Raw genomic sequence first — 17030 nt, 5'->3', positions numbered from 1 at the left:
GGGGGCGCTCATCATAACAGGACGGCACCGCCCAAGACAGCGGCCGTCAAAGGGACGCAAGCCGCCATGCAAGTGAAACACCTGCTGCTGATCGCCATCCTCGGGCTCACCGCTGCCTGTTCCTCGAACAAGGAAGTCATTGACGAGAACCTCAGCGAGGCCGAGCTGTACCAGCAGGCGCAGGCCGACCTGGACAACTCCAGCTACACCAGCGCCGTGAACAAGCTCAAGGCCCTGGAGTCGCGCTACCCGTTCGGCCGCTACGCCGACCAGGCCCAGCTCGAGCTGATCTACGCCAACTACAAGAACTCCGAGCCCGAGGCCGCCAAGTCCGCCGCCGAGCGCTTCATCCGCCTGCACCCGCAGCACCCGAACGTCGACTACGCCTACTATCTGAAAGGCCTGACCTCGTTCGACCAGGACCGCGGCCTGCTGGCGCGCTTCCTGCCGCTGGACATGACCAAGCGTGACCCGGGCGCGGCCCGCGACTCGTACAACGAGTTCGCCCAGCTCACCAGCCGCTTCCCCAACAGCCGTTACTCGCCGGATGCCAAGCAGCGCATGATCTACCTGCGCAACCTGCTGGCCTCCTACGAAATCCACGTGGCCAACTACTACCTCAGCCGTGAGGCCTATGTAGCCGCCGCCAACCGTGGCCGCTACGTGGTCGAGAACTTCCAGGAAACCCCGTCGGTGGGTGATGGCCTGGCGGTGATGGTCGAGTCGTACCAGCACATGCACCTGGACGAGCTGGCCGCCACCAGCCTCGAGACCCTCAAGCTCAACTACCCGGACCACCCGAGCCTGGTCGATGGCCAGTTCGTGGTCAAACAGGACGAGAACGGCAACCGCTCCTGGTTGTCGAAGGCTACTTTGGGCCTGATCGATACCAAGACCCCGCTTCCACCTGGTGAGACCCGCGCCAACCAGGACGTGGTCAAGCAGTTCCAGGACGCCCGTTCGGAAATGCCGGAAGAGCTGCTGCCCAAGGACGAGAACGGCGACCCGATCCTGCCGGCCGGCCCGAAGGAAGCCGAGCAGGACCGTTCGTGGTTCAGCTACATGACCTTCGGTCTGTTCGACTGACCGCAAGCGCTAAAAGAAAGGGAGGCCTGAGGCCTCCCTTTTTTATTGTCTGCGTCCTAGACTGTCGGCTTCTTTTCTCGACAAGCTGGACACCATGGTTCGCCTACTTTTCTGGATCGCCCTGATCGCCGCCGCGTTCTGGCTGTGGCGCAAGTTCAAGACCAGCCAGCAGTCCCCCGCCGAACCACGGCTGGAGGACCCGCTGAAGATGGTGCGCTGCGCCCATTGCGGCGTGCACCTGCCCAACGACCGGGCGTTGCAGCAGGGCAAGGAATGGTATTGCAGCCAACAGCATTTGCAGCAGGGGCCAGGCCAGCAACGCTGAGCAATCCAAGGCTAACCTTACCGCAACCTGTAGGAGCCAGCCTTGCTGGCGAACACCGGCAAAGCCGGTGCCATGTACCGCGTTGCCAGGTTTTCCGGCTCCGGCTCCTACAAAGTGCGCATCGAGCCAGAACTTCAACAGCTCAAAGCAACCGCCCCTCTGGCGAATAGGGGGCCGGGTCAATGATCGGCTCGCGCCCAAGCAGCAGATCGCCGAACAGCTGGCACGATGCCGGCGCCAGCACCAGGCCGTTGCGGTAATGGCCGCAGTTCAACCACAGCCCTTGATGCCCCGGCACCGCGCCGATATACGGGATACCTTCAGGCGACCCCGGCCGCAAACCCGCCCAGTGCCCGACAACCTCGGCATCGGCCAATGCCGGCAACAGCTCGATGGCCGACGCCTTCAGGCTCTCCAGTGCATCCTCGGTCGGGGTCTTGTCATATCCGGCGTGCTCCAGGGTGCTGCCCACCAGGATGTGCCCATCACGGCGCGGGATCGCGTAGCGCCCCTTGGCCAGGACCATGCTGGGGAGGAAGTCCTCGGCGCACTTGAACAGGATCATCTGGCCCTTCACCGGCTCGACCGGCAGTTCCAACCCCAGCGTTTTCAGCAGATCGCCACTCCAGGCGCCAGCACTGAGCACCACCTCATCGGCGGCCAGCACGCCATCATCGGTCCGTACGCCGGTGACACGCCCGCCATTGCGCTCGAAACCGGTGACCTGGCAGTGCTCGCGCAGGGTGACGTTGGGTAGCGCCTGCAGCGCGGCCTTGAGCGACTTGACCAGGCGCGGGTTACGCACATTGGCCACCCCCGCCATGTAGATCGCGTGCCGGTAGCCCGGCCCAAGCACTGGTACCGCATCGTAGGCCGCCGAAATATCCACCGCACTCAACGGCCGCTGTTCCCGGGCAGCCCAGGCCAGCGCCTCGGCTTCATCGTCCAGGTCCAGCCAGTAGAGCCCAGTGGTGTGTACTTCGGGGTCGACCCCGGTGCTGGCGAACAGGCGCTCGCCCAGCTGTGGATAAAAGTCCTGCGACCAGTGCGCCAGCGCGGTCACCGCCGGGCTGTAGCGCCACGGATACAGGGGCGAGACGATGCCACCACCGGCCCAGGACGACTCCCGGCCCACTTCGCCCTGGTCGCACACCACCACCCGGTCGACCTCGGCCGCCAGGTTGAACGCCGTCAGCAGGCCAATGACACCGCCGCCGACAATCACTACTTGCTTGCTCATCGTTCGATCCAACACCTGAAGTAATTCCACGGTGCGCGGGCACCTTCTGATCTTCAGCTTCCCCAGCAAGCCACAGCCTCTTCGCTGCCGCCCGGATTACCGCGCACGCCCGTGTGCTCAAGCTGGAAGTCACCGCATCGGTCGTGCGCCATCAGGGCATCCGGCAGGCGAATGGCGAGAAACACGAACGCTTCGCTGTCGCGCCGGACCTGGAGCCGGTAATAGCGATTGCCGGCCGGCAGCGGCGTGGTCAACTGCTCGTTGTCAGCGTACTCACCAACGCGCGCACGGTGCTGTTCCAGGCGCAAGGCCGCGTCCTGCAGCAGGCCGACCACCTCGATGCGCGCGGCGCGCCGAAGCTGGTCGCTGTAACTGGGGTAGGCAATGGCTGCCAGCATGCCGGTCAGCGCCACGACAATCAATAATTCGATCAGACCAAGGCCGCGCTGCATCTCAATGCTCCGCAAGGCGTTGGCGCCAGCTGACCCGCCCCGAGAGCAAGCGGCCGTCCACGGCATATACCGCCTCGAGGAACTGCCGGCCCCGTGATTGTCGGCTGAAGGCCGTTACCCGGAACAGGGTGACCCCCTCCGCCTGGGGCCTCCCGGCTGCGCGCGTACTCTCCCCCAGCGCCTGCAACAGCACGAACCCGCTCGCTGTACGCAACCAAGGCCGGCCAGGCTCGCCCGCGGGCAAACCCGGTGGAAGACAAGCCTGGCACAAGGCCGGAGGTACATCGAGCAGCAACAAGGCCCCTTCGACCAGGCTCGCTTCTGCCTGCTCGAAGGCCCGCGCCGTACCCCGCTGTTCGCCCGCCAGGCGCTGCTGCAACAACGCCTCCTGCAGCGCCATGGCGCTGAGCAGCCCTAGCAACAGGCTCAAGGTCAGCGCCGTCAACAGGACCACACCTCGCTGCCCACTCATGCACCGCTCCACGGATTGCGTACGGCCACACTCATTTCATGGCGCTGTTCCAGCCTGTGCCGCCTATCGTGCAGGATCAGCCGGATATCCACACGCAGCCCCTCACCGGCTTCGACTTCGCTCACCTCGAACGCCCGCACGTTGTCGATCAGGCTGACATGCTGGGCGTTGGTGGTGAGCATCAGGCTGCCATTGCGCAGGCGATAGCCCACTCGGCGAATGGGTATCGCAAGGACCTGCGGGCCTGCTGCATGCGGCCCGGCCTCGACCCTGGCCCAGGTGCGGCAGTCGGTCAGCACGGTCCAGTCCGCAACCCCGAGCACACCGGGCAGCTCGGCTCCCACCAGCGTCAGGCTGTCACCGGTGATCTCGATTGGCCTGGCAAAAGCCCTGGCGGTATGCGGGTCGGCAAAGTCCTCGGGGTCCAGACGCAAGCAGCCAAACATACCCGCCATACGGACATCCTCCGACAGGCGCTGCAGGACAAGCCGGGCATCATCCTGCAGACGCGCCTTCACACCTTGCAGCTGCCAAGCCTGGTGGGCGGATCCGAACAGTTGGCCTGCCACCGCCAGCAACAGCAGCCCCAGTGCAAGGGCCAGCAAGGCCTCGATCAGGCCGAGCCCGTCCTGGCGCCTTCTCATGGCGACACCTTGCCCTGCAGGCTCAGCGAGGGACGCTGTGCGTCACCGGGTGCCGACCATTCAAGCTCCAGCGACAGTTCGCCCGCCGCCCGGCTCACCCGCCCTTCGGCCGACGGGCCCAGCACGACCACCACCTGGGACCGCCAGGCGGCTTCTTCACCCGCCGTCAGCGAACCGACAGCCCTCGCCCGCTCCAGCATGTTCTGGGCAAGCCGCACGGCCTGGCCATCGAGGTGCGCGCTATCGCTTACCTGCAGGCTGCGCAGTTGCAAGGCGGCTGACGCAAATACCCCCAGCGCCAGCACGGCCATCGCCAGCAACACCTCCAACAGTGTCATGCCCGCTTCCCCCACCTGCATTCCCTGCCCTCCCGGGAGCTTTCCTCGCCATTTGCCTGAACCGGCTGACTGGCGCCCTCGGCCATGCAGCCGGAAGCTTCAGCGAAGCAGGTCCAGGGAGGAATGCACGGTGAGGCAACAGGGAGTAACACTGATACAAATGATGTGCGCACTGGCGGTGGCTGGCCTTCTGATGCATCTCGGTACGTCGGCCTACAGGACTTTCAGCGAAACACTTCATCAAGCGGCCACGGCCCGGGAGCTGGCACAAGCGCTACGTTCCGCTCGCAACCACGCCATGTTGCGACAACAGGTGGTGCGGGTCAGACCATTGGAAGGCGACTGGAGCAAGGGTTGGCGTGTGTCGCTGGCGCACAACGAGCAACTGCTGCGCGAGCATCGGCTGGCACGGTCACTGAGGATATCCGCGAGTTCAGCCAGGGAGGTGAGGTTCAGCAGGCGCGGCGCACCGCTAGGGGAAGGGTTCGGTGGTACCACGCTGGACATCTGCCAGCGTGCCACCCTGCTCAGCCACCACCAGGTGGTGCTCAGCCCCAGTGGCAGGGTCAGCCTGCGCAGCGACGAGGGCCGCCGCTGCACAGGCCCCTGAGTCAGATCAGCGAGCGCACCCGCAGCTCCTTGGGCATGGAGAAGGTGATGTTCTCCTCGCGCCCATCGAGCTCTTCGGCGCCGGTCGCGCCCCAGGCCTTGAGCTGGTCGATCACGCCGCGCACCAGCACCTCGGGGGCGGAGGCCCCGGCGGTGATGCCGATCCGCTGGACGCCATCGAACCAGCTGCGTTGCAGGTCCTCGGCGCCGTCGATCAGGTAGGCCGGCGTGCTCATGCGCTCGGCCAGCTCGCGCAGGCGGTTGGAGTTGGAGCTGTTGGGGCTGCCGACCACCAGCACCACGTCGCACTCGTCGGCCAGTTGCTTGACGGCGTCCTGGCGGTTTTGCGTGGCGTAGCAGATATCGTCCTTGCGCGGGCCACCGATGTTCGGGAAGCGTTCGCGCAGGGCGTCGATCACCCGGCTGGTGTCATCCATCGACAGGGTGGTCTGGGTGACGAAGGCCAGGTGGTCGGGGTTGCGCACCTGCAGGGCGGCGACGTCCTTCTCGTCCTCGACGAGGTAGATGCTGCCGCCATTGCTGGCGTCGTACTGGCCCATGGTGCCCTCGACCTCCGGGTGCCCGGCGTGGCCGATGAGGATGCACTCACGGCCGTCGCGGCTGTACTTGGCAACCTCGATGTGCACCTTGGTCACCAGCGGGCAGGTGGCGTCGAACACTTTCAGGCCACGGCCGGCGGCTTCCTGGCGCACGGCTTGCGACACACCATGGGCGCTGAAGATGACAATGACGTCGTCCGGCACCTGGTCCAGCTCTTCGACGAACACCGCGCCACGGTTGCGCAGGTCTTCGACCACGAACTTGTTGTGCACCACTTCGTGGCGCACGTAGATCGGCGGGCCGAAGACTTCCAGGGCGCGGTTGACGATCTCGATCGCCCGGTCGACCCCCGCGCAGAAGCCGCGCGGGTTGGCGAGTTTGATTTGCATGCTCGGCTCCCGGCTCACAAGGCCTTCACGTCGAGGATCTGCACCTCGAAGTTCAGGGTCTTGCCAGCCAGTGGATGGTTGAAGTCGATGGTCACCTGGTTGTCGTCGAACACCTTCACCACGCCTGGCAGCTCGGTGTTGGCGGCGTCGTTGAAGATCACCAGCAGCCCTTCGGACAGCTCCATGCCTTCGAACTGCGAGCGCGGCATCACCTGCACGTTCTGCGGGTTGTGCTGGCCGAAGGCGTTCTCCGGGGCGATGGTCAGCTTGCGCTGGTCACCGGCCTTGAAGCCGAACAGGGCGCTCTCGAAGCCCGGCAGCAGGTTGCCGTCGCCAACCTTGAACGTGGCCGGGGCCTTGTCGAAGGTGCTGTCGACGGTGTCGCCGTTTTCCAGGTGCAACGCGAAGTGCAAGGTGACTTCGGTGTTCTGGCCAATACGGGTCTCAGTCATGGACGGCTTCCTCGGACTTCTTGCTCTTGAACATGTCCAGCGCCAGCATCACCGCACCCACGGTAATGGCGCTGTCGGCCAGGTTGAAGGCCGGGAAGTAGTGACGGTTCTGCCAGTGCACCAAAATGAAGTCGACCACGTGGCCCAGCACGACGCGGTCATACAGGTTGCCCAGCGCGCCACCCAGCACCAGCGCCAGCGCCACGGCAAGCCAGGTCTCGTTGCGCCCCAGGCGCTTGAGCCAGACCACCAGCACGGCGCTGACCACAATGGCGATCACCGCGAACAGCCAGCGCTGCCAGCCGGAGCTGTCGGCGAGGAAGCTGAACGCCGCGCCGGTGTTGTAGGCCAGGGTCCAGCTGAAGTAGTCGGGGATGACCACGATCTGCTGGTACAGGCTCAGCGCGCCCTCGAAGTAGACCTTGGTGGCCTGGTCGAGGACCAGGACCACCAGGCTCAGCCAGAGCCAGGCAAGGCGCCCGAAGCGCCCCGCGGAAGCATTAGGCATAGTGGCGCACCTCGCCGGAGCCATTCAGGTTGTCGACGCAACGGCCGCAGATTTCCGGATGCTCCGGGTGGCTGCCGACATCGGCGCGGAAGTGCCAGCAACGGCCGCACTTGGCGTGGCCGGACTTGACGACCTTCAGCTTGAGACCTTCGACTTCGGTTGTCACGGCGTCGGCTGGCGCCTGGACGAACGGTACGACGCTGGCGGCCGAGGTGATCAGCACGAAGCGCAGTTCGTCGCCCAGCTTGCTCAAGTCGGCGCTCAGCGCGTCGTCGGCGAACAGGGTGACTTCGGCCTGCAGGTTGCCACCGATGGCCTTGGCCGCACGCTGGTTCTCCAGCTCCTTGTTGACCGCAGCCTTGGCGGCCATGATGCGCTCCCAGTACTCGCGACCCAGCTCGAAGCCTTCCGGCAGTTCGCTCAGGCCTTCGTACCAGGTATTGAGCATCACCGATTCGTTGCGCTCGCCCGGCAGGTACTGCCACAGCTCGTCGGCGGTGAACGCCAGGATCGGCGCGATCCAGCGCACCAGCGCCTCGGAGATGTGGAACAACGCGGTCTGGCAGGAACGGCGGGCGACACTGTTGGCGCCGGTGGTGTACTGGCGGTCCTTGATGATGTCGAGGTAGAAGCCGCCCAGCTCCTGCACGCAGAAGTTGTGGATCTTCGAGTAGACGTTCCAGAAACGGTACTCGCCATAGTGCTCTTCCAGCTCGCGCTGCAGCAGCAGGGTGCGGTCGACCGCCCAGCGGTCCAGGGCCAGCATGTCTTCGGCTGGCAGCAGGTCGCGGGCCGGGTCGAAGCCGGACAGGTTGGAGAGCAGGAAGCGCGCGGTGTTGCGAATGCGGCGGTAGGCGTCGGCACTGCGCTGCAGGATCTGGTCGGAAACCGCCATCTCGCCAGAGTAGTCGGTGGCCGATACCCACAGGCGCATGATGTCGGCACCCAGGGTGTCGTTGACCTTCTGCGGCTCGATGGTGTTGCCCAGCGACTTGGACATCTTGCGGCCGTTCTCGTCCACGGTGAAGCCGTGGGTCAGCAGCTCGCGGTACGGCGCGTGGCCGTCGATGGCGCAACCGGTCAGCAGGGAGGAGTGGAACCAGCCGCGGTGCTGGTCGGAGCCTTCCAGGTACAGGTCGGCGCGCGGGCCGGTGGCGTGGCCGATGTCGTGGGAGCCACGCAGCACGTGCCAGTGAGTGGTACCGGAGTCGAACCACACGTCCAGGGTGTCGGTGATCTTGTCGTACTGGCCGGCTTCGTCACCGAGCAGTTCCTGGGCGTCCAGCTTGAACCAGGCCTCGATGCCTTCCTGCTCGACGCGCTTGGCGACTTCTTCCATCAGCTCGACGGTGCGCGGGTGCAGCTCGCCGGTCTGCTTGTCGAGGAAGAACGGGATCGGCACGCCCCAGTTGCGCTGACGCGAGATGCACCAGTCCGGGCGGTTGGCGATCATCGAGTGCAGGCGCGCCTGGCCCCAGGCCGGAACGAACTTGGTCTCTTCGATGGCCTTGAGCGCGCGCTCGCGCAGCGGCTCGCCAGTGGAAGGCTGCTTGTCCATGCCGACGAACCACTGCGCGGTGGCGCGGTAGATCAGCGGGGTCTTGTGGCGCCAGCAGTGCATGTAGCTGTGGCTGATGGTTTCGGTGTGCATCAGCGCGCCGACTTCGCTGAGCTTGTCGACGATGGCCGGGTTGGCCTTCCAGATGAACTGGCCGCCGAAGAACGGCAGCGACTCGACGTACACGCCGTTGCTCTGCACCGGGGTGAGGATGTCATCGTTGACCATGCCGTAGCGCTTGCAGGTGACGAAGTCGTCTTCACCGTAGGCTGGCGAGGAGTGAACCACGCCGGTACCAGCGCCCAGTTCGACGTACTCGGCCAGGTAGATCGGCGACAGGCGGTCGTAGAACGGGTGGCGGAAGTTGATCAGTTCCAGCGCCGAACCCGGAGCGGTGGCGATGACCGAGCCTTCCAGGTTGTAGCGCTTCAGGCACGACTCGACCAGCTCTTCGGCCAGTACCAGCAGGCGCTCGCCGGTGTCGACCAGGGCGTACTTGAAGTCCGGGTGGATGTTCAGCGCCTGGTTGGCCGGGATGGTCCACGGGGTGGTGGTCCAGATCACGATGGCGGCTGGCTTGGCCAGCGTGCTCAGGCCGAAGGCGGCAGCCAGTTTGTCCGCATCAGCAACCGGGAAGGCAACGTCGATGGTCTGGGATTTCTTGTCGGCGTATTCGACCTCGGCTTCAGCCAGCGCCGAGCCGCAATCGAAGCACCAGTTCACAGGCTTCAGGCCCTTGAACACGAAGCCTTGCTTGACCATTTCGGCCAGGGCGCGAATCTCGCCGGCCTCGTTGGCGAAGTTCATGGTCTTGTACGGGTTGTCCCAGTCACCCAGCACGCCCAGGCGGATGAACTCGGTCTTCTGCCCTTCGATCTGCTCGGCGGCGTACTCGCGGCACAGCTCGCGGGTGCGGTCGGCGGTCAGGTGCTTGCCATGAGTGACCTCGACCTTGTGCTCGATCGGCAGGCCGTGGCAGTCCCAGCCCGGTACATACGGCGCATCGAAGCCGGACAGGGTCTTGGAGCGGACGATCATGTCCTTGAGAATCTTGTTCAGCGCATGACCGATGTGGATCTTGCCGTTGGCATAGGGCGGGCCGTCGTGCAGGACGAACTTCGGACGATCCTTGCCAATCTCGCGCAGCTTCCGGTACAGGCCAATGCTGTCCCAGCGCTGCAGGATCTGCGGTTCGCGCTGAGGCAGGCCGGCCTTCATGGGGAAGGCGGTGTCCGGAAGGTTAAGCGTGGCTTTGTAGTCGGTCATTTCAGGCTCTTCGTTAGCGGTTGAGCGTGCCAGTGGGCACGTGCGGCGGCGATGTCCGCGTCGATCGCCGACTTCAGCGCCTCCAGGGAGGCGAAACGCTGCTCTTCACGCAGCTTGTGGTGGAATTCCACCGTCAGGCGCCGGCCATACAGGTCGCCGGCGTAGTCCAGGAGATGAATCTCCAGGTGGGGGCGCCCGTCACCACTGACGGTGGGACGCACGCCGATGTTGCCGACACCCGGCCAGGCCTTGCCGTCGATCTCGATGCTGGCCAGGTAGACCCCGGACAGCGGCACGCGACGGCGCTTGAGCTGGATGTTGGCAGTGGGTGTTCCAAGCTGGCGGGCCAGCTTCTGGCCGTGCAGTACCCGGCCGGTGATGCGATAGGGGCGACCCAGCAGGTGCTCGGCCAGTTCGAAGTCGCCATCGGCCAGGGCCTTGCGCACTTCGGTGCTGCTGACCCGCAGGCCGTCCTGGATCACGGTGTTGGCGGCCTCGACGGTGAAGCCGTGTTGCTTGCCGGACTCGATCAGGAAGCCGAAGTCGCCGGCGCGATCACAGCCGAAGCGAAAATCGTCACCCACCTCGAGATGACGCACGCCCAGGCCGTCGACCAGGATCTGCTCGACGAACTCGCAGGCGCTGAGCTTGCTCAGGCGCTGGTTGAAGGCCAGGCACAATACCCGGTCGATACCTTCGCCGGCCAGTAGCTCGACCTTGTCACGCAGGCGCGCCAGGCGGGCCGGCGCGGTGTCGGGGGCGAAATACTCGCGCGGCTGGGGCTCGAAGATCACCACGCAGGTAGGCAGGCCCAGCGCCTGGCCGCGTTCGCGCAGGCGCGCGAGGATCGCCTGGTGGCCCCGGTGGACCCCGTCGAAGTTGCCAATGGTGGCGACACAGCCCCGGTGCTCGGGGCGCAGGTTGTGAAGACCTCGAACCAGCTGCATAACGCGCTTCTTGCTCATAAAGTGGCCGATTATAACCACACCCGGGCGCTGACGACAGGCGGCAGCGCCACCACGGGGCATGGAATGCGAAAAACCGACGCCTGACCCTTTTTACCGCCTCAATGCAACGCCTTGCGGGCGAAATGCCGTGGACGGAAACCACACAGGTACAAGCAGCCGAAGTAGGTCACCACGCCCGCCGCGATCAGGCCGCCCAGGCGCAGGAAACGGGCCAGCATGTCGCCCTGCGCCCAGGCCGGCAGGTAATGCATGCCCAGCAGCAGCACACCAGACATCAAGGTGACCGCCAGCACCAGCTTGAGCAGGAACAGCGTCCAGCCCGGCTGCGGCTGATACAGCCGCTGGCTGCGCAGTTTCCAGAACAGCAAGCCGGCATTGAGGCAGGCACCCAGGCTGATCGCCAAGGCCAGGCCGGCGTGGGCCAGCGGGCCGACCAGGGCCAGGTTGAACAGTTGGGTGCAGACCAAGGTGAAGATCGCGATCCTCACCGGCGTGCGGATATTCTGCTGCGCATAGAAGCCAGGTGCCAGTACCTTGACCAGGATGATCGCCAGCAGGCCCACCGAGTAGGCGATCAGGGCGCGCTGGGTCATGGCGGCGTCGAAGGCGGTGAACTTGCCGTACTGGAACAGCGCCACGGTCAGCGGCTCGGCGAGGATCGCCAGGGCCAGGGTGCAGGGCAGCACCAGCAGGAAACACAGGCGCAGGCCCCAGTCGAGGATGCGCGAGTACTCTTCACGGTCCTTGTTGGCGTAGGTCTTGGCCAAGGTGGGCAGCAGGATGGTGCCCAGGGCCACGCCCAGCACGCCGGAGGGCAGCTCCATCAGGCGGTCGGCGTAGTACATCCACGACACCGAACCCGCCACCAGGAAGGAGGCGAAGATGGTGTTGATGATCAGCGAGATCTGGCTCACCGACACGCCAAGGATGGCGGGCAGCATCTGCTTGAGCACCCGCCATACGCCGGCATCGCGCAGGTTCAGGCGCGGCAGCACGAGCATGCCGATCTTCCTCAGTGCCGGCAGCTGGTACAGCAACTGCGCCAGGCCTCCGGCCAGCACGCCCCAGCCCAGGGCCATGATGGGTGGGTCGAAGTAGGGGGTGAGGAACACGGCGAAGGCGATCATCGCCACGTTGAGCAGGGTCGGCGTGAAGGCCGGCACGCTGAAGCGGTTCCAGGTGTTGAGGATGGCCCCGGCCAGGGACGACAGCGAGATCAGCAATATATAAGGAAAGGTCACCCGCAGCAGCGAGGTGGTCAGCTCGTACTTTTCGGTGCTGTCGACAAAACCTGGGGCAGTGGCCCAGACCACCCAGGGGGCGGCGAGGATGCCGATCACGGTGACCAGGGCCAGGGCCAGGGTCAGCAAGCCGCTCACGTAGGCAATGAAGGTGCGCGTGGCCTCCTCGCCCTGCTGGGTCTTGTATTCGGCCAGGATGGGCACGAACGCCTGGGAAAAGGCACCCTCGGCGAAGATGCGCCGCAGCAGGTTGGGCAGTTTGAAGGCGATGAAGAAGGCGTCGGTGGCGACGCCGGCACCGAAAATCCGTGCCAGGATGGTGTCGCGCACGAAGCCGAGCACCCGGGAAATCATGGTAATCGAGCTGACTGCGGCCAGGGATTTGAGCAGATTCATCGAAAAGTTTCACGCCAAGGGCAGAGGGCGCTGCCAGACAGCGTCCGAATGTGCGATACTCCCGCGCCTTCGCAGGGGAGCCAAAAATTCCCGAGTTTACAGGTCGCGCCGCAGAAAGGAATCTTTCCGCTTATCGACCCACCACTCGGCGGAACCTTGCAGGTGGCCTTGACATCCGTTCGACTCGTCGGCATGATTCGCGGCCTATTTTGTTTGCTATTTACCTAAAGTCTTTCGAGGAGCTCGACGGTGGCCAACACACCTTCCGCCAAGAAACGTGCAAAACAGGCTGAGAAGCGTCGCAGCCACAACGCCAGCCTGCGTTCCATGGTCCGCACCTACATCAAGAATGTAGTCAAAGCCATCGACGCAAAAGACGCCGAAAAAGCGCAAGCCGCTTACGTTCTGGCTGTACCTGTAATCGACCGTATGGCCGACAAGGGCATCATCCACAAGAACAAAGCTGCTCGCCACAAAGGCCGTCTGAATGGCCACATCAAGGCGCTGAAAGAAGCTGCAGCTGCCTAAGCGACGTTCTTGTCGAAAAAACCGACCCTAGGGTCGGTTTTTTTATGCCTGCGATTTGTCACCGCCAACACCTTCCCCTGTAGGAGCGGCCTTGTGCCGCGAAAGGGCCGCAAAGCGGCCCCAGCGAGCGGGTGGCGTTACAACGATCGATGGGGCCGCTTCGCAGCCCTTTCGCGGCACAAGGCCGCTCCTACAGGTACAAGGCCAGGCATTTGATCACTTGCCGATCTGAATCTTCGGCGCCCACTCCAGCCACGCATCCTCGGGCTTGTCGAACAAGGCAAAGGTCTGCTGCGGGCGCGCCGGGTTGCCCATCTGCTCACCGTCCGGGGTAGCGAAAGCGATGCCACCCGCGATCAGCGTTTCAACGGACTCGGTACGCACCGTGGCGCCCTTGAACAGGCCCCAGTCGAAGCCAAACCCGCTACTGTTCCAGAATCGACTGCCACCGCGCACCAGGCCTGCATAACGCGGCTCGATCAGGATGTGGATAAGTACCCGGTCGGCAGTCTGCCCCAGCTCGAAGCCAACGACCTTGCCCACGGTGACCTCGCGATACGTTACCGGCACGCCCGGCTTGATCGAGCCACGCCGTGGCGCACTCAGGGTCAGCGGCAGGCCGACTTCTTCGCCTTTCACTTCAGGCGCATCGGCAAGTGCAATGAAATCACGCTGCGGCCCCTTGTCCTTGAGCGCCGGAAGCACTTCCAGGTACTGGCCACCGACCAATGTGTCGAGATTCTCGGTGCGTACCAGGCCCAACGCAGGCTTGACCACCCAGAATTGCGTCCCGGCACGGGCGATACGCTCCGCCGACTGTGTAATGCGCGCCCTGAGCAACACGGCCTGCAGGTCGCTCGTCAGGTCGACACTTTCGACACTGCCTACATCGAGGCCGCGGAAGCGGATCGGTGTGCCGGGCTTGAGCCCATCTGCACGCTCGACGCGGATGGTAACCAGAGTACCGGCACGGTTGGCCGCATCCTGGTTTTCATGCAGGCGGAAGCGCGGGATACGGCGCTTGAGCGGCACGTCGGGTTTTGGGGTGTCGAAGGCAATGCCGCCCGCCATGAGGGTCTGCAACGACTCACTCTTGACCTGGATGCCCGACAGCCCGCCGGTGAGGGTGATACCGCTGGCATTCCAGAAACGCGTGGAGCCGTTGACCAGGTTGGCGTATTCCTTCTCGATGTGCACGCCGATCAGGATCCGCTTGCTGTTGCGCGCGAACTGGTAGCTCTGCACGCTACCCACGCGCACCTGGCGATACATGACCGGGCTGCCCACCTCCAGCGAACCCAGGGTATCGGCGAACAGCACCATGTGCAGGCCAGGCGCTTTCAAGTCCAGAGGCGGCGCTTTGGGGCGCGCCTCGAACTCGCGCAGGGGCTTGGCACCGGGCTCGCCCGGGCGAACGGCGATGTAGTTGCCCTTCACCAACGCCTCAAGGCCCGTGATGCCAGCAAGCGAAATGGACGGTTTGACCACCCAGAACTGTGTCCCTTCGACCAGATAATCTTCCGCCAACGGGTCCAGGGTCAGCTCGGCCGTGGCGTTGGAGAGGTCACCTTCAATCTTCAGGTCCTTCAGCGTGCCGACCTGGATGCCTTTATAGAGAACCGGTGTACGGCCTTTCTGCAGGCCCTCGAAGTCACTGAGCTTGACCTTCACGCGAATGCCGGCCTGGGCAGCATCGAAATCCTCGTACAAGCGGAACGGCAGGCTCGGGTCGGTCGGCGGACTGTCCTTGCGATTCTCGGGCGTGGCGAAGGCAATACCGCCGGCGACGATGCTCGACAGCGACTCGGTACGCACTTTCACACCGGAAAGGTCCGCGTCGATACTGACCCCGCTGGCATTCCAGAAACGCGTGTGCTTGCGCACCAGGCTCGCATAGGCAGGCACAATGAAGACCTTGATCTCCACCGTGTTCTGGTCCTCGGAGAGCCGGTAGCTCTTCACTCGGCCCACCTGGATCTGCTTATAGAAGACTGGGCTGTCACGATTGAGCGAGCCAAGACGGTCAGCCTTCAGGGTCAGGTGCAGGCCAGGCTCCTCGTCAGACAGAGGGGGCGCCTCCTTAAGCGCGGTATAACGCTTGGTCAACTCGCCCTCCCCCGGATCCACGGCAATGTAGTTGCCGGAAACCAGCGTCTCCAGGCCCGAGATACCGGCCAGGCTGACACTCGGCTTCACCAGCCAGAACCGCGTCCCAGTGGTCAGGTGCGGCCCAGCTTCCTTTCTCATCTCGATGGTGGCGACGACGCCTCGGTTATCGCCCTTGTTGTCCAGCACCAGGGCGGTGACCTTGCCCACCGACATCCCCTTGTAGATGACTTCGGTCTTGTTGGCGACAATGCCCTCACCGGTCTCGAAGCGCACCTGGATCTCGATGCCGGCGTCGCGATAGGCCTGCCAGGCCAGCCAGCCACCGATGGCCAAGGCAATCAGTGGCAGGATCCAGATGGCCGACCAGTTTGAAGCGGGGCGGGTTTTAGCCGTAGGCAAGTCACTCATGGTCGTCATCCGACTCCGTGTTGTCCCAGATCAGTCGGGGATCGAAAGTTAAGGCGGCGAGCATCGTCAGGATCACCACGGTGGCGAAGGCGACGGCGCCCAGGTTGGCTTCGACACTGGCGATGCGACCGAAATTCACCACGGCCACGAGGATGGCGATGACGAAGATGTCGAGCATGGACCAGCGGCCGATGAATTCGATGAAGCGGTACATCAGGATGCGCTGGCGCGCCGACAGCGGCTGGTGACGCTGCACCGAGTACAGCAGCAGGGCGATGCCCACCAGCTTGAACGTCGGCACCAGGATGCTGGCGATGAACACCACCGCGGCGATCGGCAGCATGCCGTGCTTGAGCAGGGTGATGACGCCGGACATGATCGTGTCGGGGCTGCCCTGGCCCAAGGCGCTGACGGTCATGATCGGCAGCACGTTGGCCGGGATGTAGAGCACCATCGCAGTGATCAGCAGTGCCCAGGTGCGCACGATACTGTTGGGCCTGCGCGCATGGACGATGGCGCCGCAGCGGGTGCAGGTCTGCGATGCGCTGTCGGGCTCGCGCCGGTTCAGCTCATGGCACTCGTTGCAGATCAGGATACCCGCATCAATCGCCCGCATGGACGTCCTCCCCGGACAACGCTACCCAGATCTGGTGGGGTGACATCACCACTTCCAGCCATACCTGGACCAACAACAGGCTTATGAAGCAGAACAGGCCAAGACCGATACTCAGCTCGGCCAGGTCGACCAGCTTGACGATGGCCACCAGCACGCCCATGAAATAGACCTCGAGCATCCCCCACTCGCGCAGGTGGTGGTAGATACGATAGATCAGCAGGCCGTAACCACGGCCAATATTCAGGCGGATGCTCAGCAGCACAAGCAGCTGGCACAGCAGCTTGAGCAATGGGATGGCCATGCTGCAGAGGAACACGACAACGGCGATGCCGCGCATTTGCGAGTCGTACAGCCCGAGCACGCCACTCCAGACCGTGTCGTCGGAGGTCTGGCCCAGCAGGTGCAGTTGCATGATCGGCAGGAAGTTGGCTGGCACGTAGAGCAGCAAGGCTGTGAGTACCAGGGCGAGGCTGCGATTGACGACATTGTGACGGTGAGCGTAAAGCTCATAGCCACACCGCGGGCAATGGGCCTTCTCGTCATTCTGTAGCGTCGCCTTGCGCATCAGCAGGTCGCACTCGTGGCAGGCCACGAGGTCACCCAGCGGTAATTGCGCGAGCGCTTCGGGATCGGAAGGGTTGGGCATAAGGAAGTTCTGAATGGATGCGTCGGCTCTATTCTAGTGTTCTGACTCGAATTATGGGAGACGACCCTTGTGAGGAACTGTGCCCATGTTCGGGTCACACCTCTGTATTCGTAGGAGCCGGCGTTGCCGGCGAAGGGCGCGCCGCGGTGGATGGCACCGGCATAGCCGGTGTTCGCCGGCATAGCCGGTGTTCGCCGGCAAGGCCGGCTCCTACGAGG

18 protein-coding genes are annotated in these 17030 nt (G+C 64.2%); 4 read left to right on the top strand and 14 right to left on the bottom strand.

Annotated elements, in window-relative coordinates:
- The first annotated feature begins 66 nt into the window (after nt 1–66).
- A complete protein-coding gene (locus P5705_RS12925; RefSeq protein WP_011535715.1) occupies nt 67–1086 on the top strand; it encodes an outer membrane protein assembly factor BamD in 1020 nt (339 codons plus the stop codon).
- Nucleotides 1087–1180: 94 nt separating this feature from the next.
- Nucleotides 1181–1411 (top strand): PP0621 family protein, encoded by a 231-nt coding sequence (locus P5705_RS12920; protein ID WP_240064592.1) that lies wholly within the window; start codon nt 1181–1183, stop codon nt 1409–1411.
- A 142-nt stretch (nt 1412–1553) separates the two neighbouring features.
- Here P5705_RS12920 and thiO read toward each other — a convergent pair whose 3' ends face one another.
- The 5 genes from thiO to pilV are packed head-to-tail and all read right to left on the bottom strand — an operon-like array spanning nt 1554 to nt 4578.
- The gene (gene thiO, locus P5705_RS12915; protein ID WP_277461234.1) at nt 1554–2651 is read right to left on the bottom strand and encodes a glycine oxidase ThiO; all 1098 of its coding nucleotides are present in this window, start codon (nt 2649–2651) and stop codon (nt 1554–1556) included.
- A gap of 53 nt (nt 2652–2704) precedes the next feature.
- The gene (locus tag P5705_RS12910; protein WP_277461233.1) at nt 2705–3103 is read right to left on the bottom strand and encodes a type IV pilin protein; all 399 of its coding nucleotides are present in this window, start codon (nt 3101–3103) and stop codon (nt 2705–2707) included.
- Between the two features lies 1 nt (nt 3104).
- Nucleotides 3105–3575 carry a hypothetical protein gene (locus P5705_RS12905; RefSeq protein WP_277461232.1) on the bottom strand — a complete coding sequence of 157 codons (471 nt, stop codon included), beginning with the start codon at nt 3573–3575 and terminating at the stop codon, nt 3105–3107.
- A complete protein-coding gene (locus tag P5705_RS12900; RefSeq protein ID WP_277461231.1) occupies nt 3572–4219 on the bottom strand; it encodes a PilW family protein in 648 nt (215 codons plus the stop codon). Before P5705_RS12900 ends, P5705_RS12905 begins: the two co-directional genes overlap by 4 nt.
- A complete protein-coding gene (pilV, locus tag P5705_RS12895; RefSeq protein WP_277461230.1) occupies nt 4216–4578 on the bottom strand; it encodes a type IV pilus modification protein PilV in 363 nt (120 codons plus the stop codon). The genes P5705_RS12900 and pilV overlap by 4 nt, the downstream gene beginning before the upstream one ends.
- A 109-nt stretch (nt 4579–4687) precedes the next feature.
- Here pilV and P5705_RS12890 point away from each other — a divergent pair, with 109 nt between their 5' ends.
- Nucleotides 4688–5167 (top strand): GspH/FimT family pseudopilin, encoded by a 480-nt coding sequence (locus P5705_RS12890; protein ID WP_277461229.1) that lies wholly within the window; start codon nt 4688–4690, stop codon nt 5165–5167.
- Nucleotide 5168: 1 nt separating this feature from the next.
- Here the strand turns inward: P5705_RS12890 and ispH are convergent, their stop codons facing one another.
- The 6 genes from ispH to murJ all read right to left on the bottom strand — a co-directional run bounded on the left by ispH (nt 5169) and on the right by murJ (nt 12505).
- On the bottom strand, nt 5169–6116 hold the full coding sequence (ispH, locus tag P5705_RS12885) for a 4-hydroxy-3-methylbut-2-enyl diphosphate reductase (protein WP_240066642.1): 948 nt from the start codon (nt 6114–6116) through the stop codon (nt 5169–5171).
- A 14-nt stretch (nt 6117–6130) separates the two neighbouring features.
- Nucleotides 6131–6568 (bottom strand): FKBP-type peptidyl-prolyl cis-trans isomerase, encoded by a 438-nt coding sequence (locus tag P5705_RS12880; protein ID WP_011535724.1) that lies wholly within the window; start codon nt 6566–6568, stop codon nt 6131–6133.
- On the bottom strand, nt 6561–7076 hold the full coding sequence (lspA, locus tag P5705_RS12875) for a signal peptidase II (protein WP_240066644.1): 516 nt from the start codon (nt 7074–7076) through the stop codon (nt 6561–6563). Before lspA ends, P5705_RS12880 begins: the two co-directional genes overlap by 8 nt.
- The gene (ileS, locus tag P5705_RS12870) at nt 7069–9900 is read right to left on the bottom strand and encodes an isoleucine--tRNA ligase (RefSeq protein WP_277461228.1); all 2832 of its coding nucleotides are present in this window, start codon (nt 9898–9900) and stop codon (nt 7069–7071) included. Before ileS ends, lspA begins: the two co-directional genes overlap by 8 nt.
- Nucleotides 9897–10847 (bottom strand): bifunctional riboflavin kinase/FAD synthetase, encoded by a 951-nt coding sequence (gene ribF, locus P5705_RS12865; protein ID WP_277461227.1) that lies wholly within the window; start codon nt 10845–10847, stop codon nt 9897–9899. The genes ileS and ribF overlap by 4 nt, the downstream gene beginning before the upstream one ends.
- Before the next feature lie 119 nt (nt 10848–10966).
- On the bottom strand, nt 10967–12505 hold the full coding sequence (murJ, locus tag P5705_RS12860) for a murein biosynthesis integral membrane protein MurJ (protein WP_277461226.1): 1539 nt from the start codon (nt 12503–12505) through the stop codon (nt 10967–10969).
- Between the two features lie 249 nt (nt 12506–12754).
- Between murJ and rpsT the strand changes: the two genes are divergently transcribed.
- Nucleotides 12755–13033, top strand: a complete 279-nt coding sequence (rpsT, locus tag P5705_RS12855; protein ID WP_003247625.1) for a 30S ribosomal protein S20 — start codon at nt 12755–12757, stop codon at nt 13031–13033.
- 216 nt (nt 13034–13249) lie between these two features.
- Here rpsT and P5705_RS12850 read toward each other — a convergent pair whose 3' ends face one another.
- From P5705_RS12850 to P5705_RS12840, 3 genes are read right to left on the bottom strand one after another with little or no spacing between them, the layout of a single operon-like run.
- Nucleotides 13250–15550, bottom strand: a complete 2301-nt coding sequence (locus tag P5705_RS12850; RefSeq protein WP_277461225.1) for a PqiB family protein — start codon at nt 15548–15550, stop codon at nt 13250–13252.
- Nucleotides 15543–16166, bottom strand: coding sequence for a paraquat-inducible protein A (locus P5705_RS12845; protein ID WP_277461224.1), 624 nt, complete (start codon nt 16164–16166; stop codon nt 15543–15545). Before P5705_RS12845 ends, P5705_RS12850 begins: the two co-directional genes overlap by 8 nt.
- The gene (locus P5705_RS12840) at nt 16153–16812 is read right to left on the bottom strand and encodes a paraquat-inducible protein A (protein WP_277461223.1); all 660 of its coding nucleotides are present in this window, start codon (nt 16810–16812) and stop codon (nt 16153–16155) included. Before P5705_RS12840 ends, P5705_RS12845 begins: the two co-directional genes overlap by 14 nt.
- Between the last annotated feature and the right edge of the window lie 218 nt (nt 16813–17030).

It is taken from the genome of Pseudomonas entomophila (genome assembly GCF_029478665.1).
GTDB lineage: Bacteria > Pseudomonadota > Gammaproteobacteria > Pseudomonadales > Pseudomonadaceae > Aquipseudomonas > Aquipseudomonas entomophila_F.
The sequence above is the reverse complement of the archived record's forward strand: the minus strand, read 5'-3'. Positions and strand labels throughout refer to the sequence as shown.

Bases quoted from the DNA above. Each gene is read 5' to 3' on its own strand.
- ribF (WP_277461227.1), bottom strand. From the start codon at position 10,847: ATGCAGCTGGTTCGAGGTCTTCACAACCTGCGCCCCGAGCACCGGGGC.
- murJ (WP_277461226.1), bottom strand. From the start codon at position 12,505: ATGAATCTGCTCAAATCCCTGGCCGCAGTCAGCTCGATTACCATGATT.
- ispH (WP_240066642.1), bottom strand. From the start codon at position 6,116: ATGCAAATCAAACTCGCCAACCCGCGCGGCTTCTGCGCGGGGGTCGAC.
- pilV (WP_277461230.1), bottom strand. From the start codon at position 4,578: ATGCAGGTGGGGGAAGCGGGCATGACACTGTTGGAGGTGTTGCTGGCG.
- P5705_RS12920 (WP_240064592.1), top strand. From the start codon at position 1,181: ATGGTTCGCCTACTTTTCTGGATCGCCCTGATCGCCGCCGCGTTCTGG.
- ileS (WP_277461228.1), bottom strand. From the start codon at position 9,900: ATGACCGACTACAAAGCCACGCTTAACCTTCCGGACACCGCCTTCCCC.
- thiO (WP_277461234.1), bottom strand. From the start codon at position 2,651: ATGAGCAAGCAAGTAGTGATTGTCGGCGGCGGTGTCATTGGCCTGCTG.
- P5705_RS12880 (WP_011535724.1), bottom strand. From the start codon at position 6,568: ATGACTGAGACCCGTATTGGCCAGAACACCGAAGTCACCTTGCACTTC.
- P5705_RS12850 (WP_277461225.1), bottom strand. From the start codon at position 15,550: ATGAGTGACTTGCCTACGGCTAAAACCCGCCCCGCTTCAAACTGGTCG.
- P5705_RS12905 (WP_277461232.1), bottom strand. From the start codon at position 3,575: ATGAGTGGGCAGCGAGGTGTGGTCCTGTTGACGGCGCTGACCTTGAGC.
- P5705_RS12845 (WP_277461224.1), bottom strand. From the start codon at position 16,166: ATGCGGGCGATTGATGCGGGTATCCTGATCTGCAACGAGTGCCATGAG.
- P5705_RS12925 (WP_011535715.1), top strand. From the start codon at position 67: ATGCAAGTGAAACACCTGCTGCTGATCGCCATCCTCGGGCTCACCGCT.
- P5705_RS12840 (WP_277461223.1), bottom strand. From the start codon at position 16,812: ATGCCCAACCCTTCCGATCCCGAAGCGCTCGCGCAATTACCGCTGGGT.
- P5705_RS12910 (WP_277461233.1), bottom strand. From the start codon at position 3,103: ATGCAGCGCGGCCTTGGTCTGATCGAATTATTGATTGTCGTGGCGCTG.
- lspA (WP_240066644.1), bottom strand. From the start codon at position 7,076: ATGCCTAATGCTTCCGCGGGGCGCTTCGGGCGCCTTGCCTGGCTCTGG.
- P5705_RS12900 (WP_277461231.1), bottom strand. From the start codon at position 4,219: ATGAGAAGGCGCCAGGACGGGCTCGGCCTGATCGAGGCCTTGCTGGCC.